Origin of the sequence: Streptomyces corynorhini (genome assembly GCF_003346515.1) — a bacterium.
Taxonomy (GTDB): Bacteria; Actinomycetota; Actinomycetes; order Streptomycetales; family Streptomycetaceae; genus Streptomyces; species Streptomyces corynorhini.
This window is the reverse complement of the sequence record NZ_QQNA01000243.1, coordinates 1-4,837: the sequence shown is the minus strand read 5'-3', so window position 1 is coordinate 4,837 and position 4,837 is coordinate 1. Positions and strand designations below refer to the sequence as shown.

General features: G+C 73.0%; 3 protein-coding genes. 2 read left to right on the top strand and 1 reads right to left on the bottom strand.

Annotated features, from left to right (window positions below; all coding sequences use genetic code 11):
• Positions 1–2,569 (top strand): beta-N-acetylglucosaminidase domain-containing protein (locus tag DVH02_RS26480; RefSeq protein WP_114626375.1); only part of this gene is annotated, 2,569 nt, incomplete at its 5' end.
• Positions 2,570–2,630: 61 nt separating this feature from the next.
• Here DVH02_RS26480 and DVH02_RS26475 read toward each other — a convergent pair.
• Positions 2,631–3,167 carry an HNH endonuclease gene (locus DVH02_RS26475; protein ID WP_114626374.1) on the bottom strand — a complete coding sequence of 179 codons (537 nt, stop codon included), beginning with the start codon at positions 3,165–3,167 and terminating at the stop codon, positions 2,631–2,633.
• Positions 3,168–3,451: 284 nt separating this feature from the next.
• Between DVH02_RS26475 and DVH02_RS26470 the strand changes: the two genes are divergently transcribed.
• Positions 3,452–4,519, top strand: a complete 1,068-nt coding sequence (locus DVH02_RS26470) for a mechanosensitive ion channel family protein (RefSeq protein WP_114626373.1) — start codon at positions 3,452–3,454, stop codon at positions 4,517–4,519.
• The last annotated feature ends 318 nt before the right edge of the window (positions 4,520–4,837 follow it).

The following is a 4,837-nucleotide window of genomic DNA, read 5'->3' as shown; positions in this document are numbered from 1 at the left end:
GCTGATCGTCCGGGCACGGGCGGGATCGGCGGGGGCGGGATCGGCGGGCGCGGCATCAGGGGGCGCGGAATCACTGAGCGTTCCCGGCGTCACGGTGCGCGACTGGCCGGGCACGGCCGTGCGCGGCACGACGGAGGGGTTCTACGGGCAGCCCTGGACCCGTTCGCAGCGGCTCGCGCAGCTCGACTTCATGGGCCGTACCAAGCAGAACCGCTATCTGTACGCGCCCGGCGACGACCCGTACCGGCAGGCGCGCTGGCGCGACCCGTACCCCGCCGAGCAGCGCGCCGACTTCCGCGCGCTGGCCGAACGCGCCCGCCGCAACCATGTGACGCTCGCCTGGGCCGTCTCCCCCGCCCAGGCCATGTGCCTCAGCTCGGCCGACGACGTCAAGGCGCTCAACCGGAAGATCGACGCGATGTGGGCGCTGGGTGTGCGCGCCTTCCAGCTCCAGTTCCAGGACGTCAGTTACGAGGAGTGGCACTGCGCCCAGGACGCCCGTCTCTACGGATCGGGCCCCGAGGCCGCGGCCAAGGCGCAGGCCGCCGTGGCCAACGCGGTGGCGGCGCGTCTCGCGGAGCGGCACACGGGCGCCGAGGCGCTGACCGTGATGCCGACCGAGTACTACCAGAACGGCGCCACGGCGTACCGCACCGCGCTCTCCGGCGCGCTCGACGCGGGCGTCCAGGTGGCGTGGACCGGGGTGGGGGTCGTCCCGCGCACCATCACGGGCCAGGAGCTGATGGGGGCGCGCGACGCGTTCAAGCGCCCCCTGGTGACCATGGACAACTATCCGGTCAACGACTACGACCAGGGCCGGATCTTCCTCGGCCCGTACACCGGCCGCGAGCCGGCCGTGGCCACCGGCTCCGTCGCGCTGCTCGCCAACGCCATGGAACAGCCGTCCGTCTCCCGTATCCCGCTGTTCACGGCCGCGGACTTCGCCTGGAATCCGCGCGGCTACGAGCCGCGCGAGTCGTGGCAGGCCGCGATGGACGACCTGGCGGGAGCGGACGGCAAGGCGCGTGAGGCGCTGCGGGCGCTCGCCGGGAACGACGCCTCGTCCATTCTCGACCCGTCGTCGGAGTCGGCGTATCTGAAGCCGCTGCTCGACGCGTTCTGGCGGACCCGCGCGGCCGCGGACCCGAAGGCCGGGAAGGCGGCGGCGACCAGGCTCAAGGCCGCTTTCACGGTGATGCGCGAGGCCCCGGAACAGCTGTCGGGGACGGCGGGGGGCGCGCTGGAGGAGGAGATCGGGCCCTGGCTCGACCAGCTCGCGCGCTACGGCAGGGCGGGTGAGCTGGCCGTCGACATGCTGACCGCCCAGGCCAGGGGCGACGGAGCGGCCGCCTGGCGGTACTCGGTGGCGCTGGAGCCGCTGCGCGAGGCCGCCTCGGCCAGCCGGATCACCGTCGGCAAGGGCGTCCTGGGGCCGTTCCTGGACCGGGCCGCCGAGGAGTCCGCGCAGTGGACGGGCGCGGACCGGGTCGAGGACCAGAGCGTCACGGAGGAGAGCGTCACGACGGGGAGCGGCGCGACGGGTGGCGTCACGACGGGTGGCGGCGCGACGGGTGGCGGCGCCGGGGCGAGCGGCGGCACCGGCAGGACCTTCACCGTCAGCCTGGGCCGGCCCCGGCCCGTCGAGACGCTGAACACCATGACCAAGCCGGGCACGGGCACCGGCGCGACGGTCGAGGCGCATGTGCCGGGCCAGGGCTGGCGGGCGCTGGGGAAGGTCTCGGCGAGCGGCTGGACGGAGTCGGACGCGAAGGGGCTGCGGGTCGACGCGGTACGGCTCGTGTGGTCGGGCGCGCCGGGCGCGGTCCCGCCCTCGGAACCGACGGTCGTTCCCTGGTTCGCCGACGATCCGAAGGCTCTGCTCGATCTGGACCGCAGCGAGACGGATCCCCAGATCGGCGGGAAGCCGGAGAAGGTGGAGGCGCGGCTCGCCGCCGCGCGCCCCACTGAGGTCAAGGGCGCGCTCACCGCGAAGGCGCCGTCCGGCATCCGGGTGAGGGTGCCCAAGGAGACGACCGTTCCGCGCGGCTCGCATACGAAGGTTCCACTGGAGGTCAGCGTCCCCAAGGGGACGCCGGCGGGCACCTATGAGGTGCCGCTCGCCTTCGCCGGTGAGGAGCGCACTCTGACCGTACGCGCCTCCCCCGCCATCGCCGGTCCGGATCTCGCCCGTACGGCCACCGCCTCCTCCTCGGGCGACGAGACGCCCGACTTCCCGGCCTCCGCCGTCACGGACGGCGATCCGGGGACCCGCTGGTCCTCGCCGGCCGAGGACGGCGCGTGGGTGCAGCTGGAGCTGGCGCGGCCCGAGCGGGTCGGCCGGGTGGTGCTGCGCTGGCAGGAAGCGTACGCGAGCCGCTACCGCGTCCAGGTCTCCGCCGACGGGCGCACCTGGCGTACGGCGGCCACCGTCAACGACGGCAGGGGCGGGCGGGAGTCGGTCGGGATGGACGCCGAGGACACCCGGTTCGTACGGGTGCAGGGGGACGCGCGCGCGACCCGGTTCGGGTACTCGCTGTTCTCGGTGGAGGCGTACGCGGTCGCCGGGTGACGGCACACGCCACCCGGCGGGCCGCACCACCCCCGGGCCGCGCCACCCGCGGACGGGGGTCCTACGCCGAGATGCCGTCGATCCGGGCCACCGCGTCCTCCGCTCCGTACGGCTGCAGATAGGGCATCCAGCGCGGATCGCGGTGGCCGGTGCCGATGATCCGCCACGCCAGCCCGGACGGCGGGGCCGGCTGGTGGTTGAGCCGCCACCCCAGCTCCCGCAGATGGCGGTCGGCCTTGACGTGGTTGCAGCGGCGGCAGGCGGCCACCACGTTGTCCCACCGGTGCTGGCCGCCCCGGCTGCGCGGAATGACGTGATCGACGCTGGTGGCGACGCCACCGCAGTACATGCAGCGTCCGCCGTCGCGGGCGAAGAGGGCGCGGCGTGTCAGCGGAACGGGCCCCCGGTAGGGGACCCGCACGAAACGCTTCAGCCGGACGACGCTGGGTGCTGGGATGACACGGGTCTCGCTGTGCATGAAGGCGCCGGATTCCTCTAGACAGAGGGCCTTGTTCTCCAGAACGAGGACGAGCGCGCGGCGGAGCGGTACGACGCCGAGGGGCTCGTACGACGCGTTGAGGACCAGGACATGCGGCACGGATGCCTCCTTGTACGCCGGCGGCACGTGGCTTCGTGCCGTGACGATCTGCTCCAGTCTCTCCTTACGCCAGGTCGAAACGCCACCACGTCCGGGTAACGGGCTCGGAGTGTTTTCGACCACAGGACGCTCCCGCCAGGCCGCACAGGAGTCGTGAAGGACCCGTACGGCTCTTGCACAGGGCGCACGTGAGGAGTGTCTCTCCGGTGCCGCGCGGCACCGGTGGACCCGCACTGCCCCGTTAGTGTGGTTGGCCCGCCCGGCGATATCTGGAGGTTTCCGCCGTGTCCTGGTCCGCCCTGCCGACCGCCACAGCCCCGCCGTCCGACACCGTCACGCTGGACGAGGCCGCGGGCCGGGCGACAGAGGCGGCGAGCTGGGTGGAGCAGAACTGGGCCACCTGGCTGAGCGTCGGCCTGCGCATCGTGCTGATCCTGGTGATCGCGCTCGTGCTGCGCCATGTGATCCGGCGCGCGCTGACCAAGCTCATCGAGCGGATGAACCGCAGCGTCCAGACGGTCGAGGGCTCCGCGCTCGGCGGGCTGCTGGTCAACGCGGAACGGCGCCGCCAGCGCTCCGAGGCGATCGGCTCGGTGCTCCGCTCGGTCACGTCGTTCCTGATCCTGGGCACGGCGGCGCTGATGATGCTCGGCGCGCTCAACATCAACCTGGCCCCGCTGCTGGCCTCCGCCGGGGTCGCCGGGGTGGCGCTCGGCTTCGGCGCGCGCAACCTCGTCACGGACTTCCTCTCCGGCGTCTTCATGATCCTGGAGGACCAGTACGGGGTCGGGGACACCATCGACGCGGGCGTCGCCTCGGGCGAGGTGATCGAGGTGGGACTGCGGGTCACGAAGCTGCGCGGCGAGCACGGAGAGATCTGGTACGTGCGCAACGGTGAGGTCAAGCGGATCGGCAACCTCAGCCAGGGCTGGGCCACCGCGGGCGTCGACGTGATGGTGCACCCCTCGGAGGAGCTGGAGCGGGTCCGTGCGGTCCTCGAAGAGGTCGCCGGGAAGATGGCGAAGGACGACCCGTGGAACGAGCGGCTGTGGGGCCCGGTCGAGGTGCTCGGCCTGGACTCCGTGCTGCTGGAGTCGGTGACGGTGCGGCTGTCGGCCAGGACCATGCCGGGGCAGTCGACGGCGGTGGAGCGCGAACTGCGCTGGCGCGTCAAGCGCGCCTTCGACGAGGCGGGCATCCGGATCATCGGAACCGCCCCGGCCGACCCGGTCGGCGCCCCCGTCACGGATCCCTCGGCCGGGGTCTCCGCGCCCTCGGCGCTGGCCAGCCCGACGTCTCCGCAGTCGCTGGCGGCGGCGCCGATACCGCCGGGCCCCAACCTCGCGAAGTAGCGCCGCGCCGCCGGGGCTCACGGCCTGGGTGCGCGAGAGGGCGAGAGGGAGTGGATCGGGTCGCCGCCCCGGGGTCCCGACGTCTCGGGTCCTGACGTCTCGGGGTCTCAGGGGTCTCGGGGTCATGACGTCTCGGGGGTCTTGACGCCGCCCGGGGCACGGGCCTACCTTGCCCGATGACTGACAGGAAACCTTCCTAACAGTCACGCCATGAGCAGCCGAAAGCAGGTGGCCCCTGTCGTGACCTCCGAAGCCGACAACGAAGCCGACGACAACCCCGCCTCTTCTCCCGCCTCTCCCCGTGCCTCTTCCCCCACC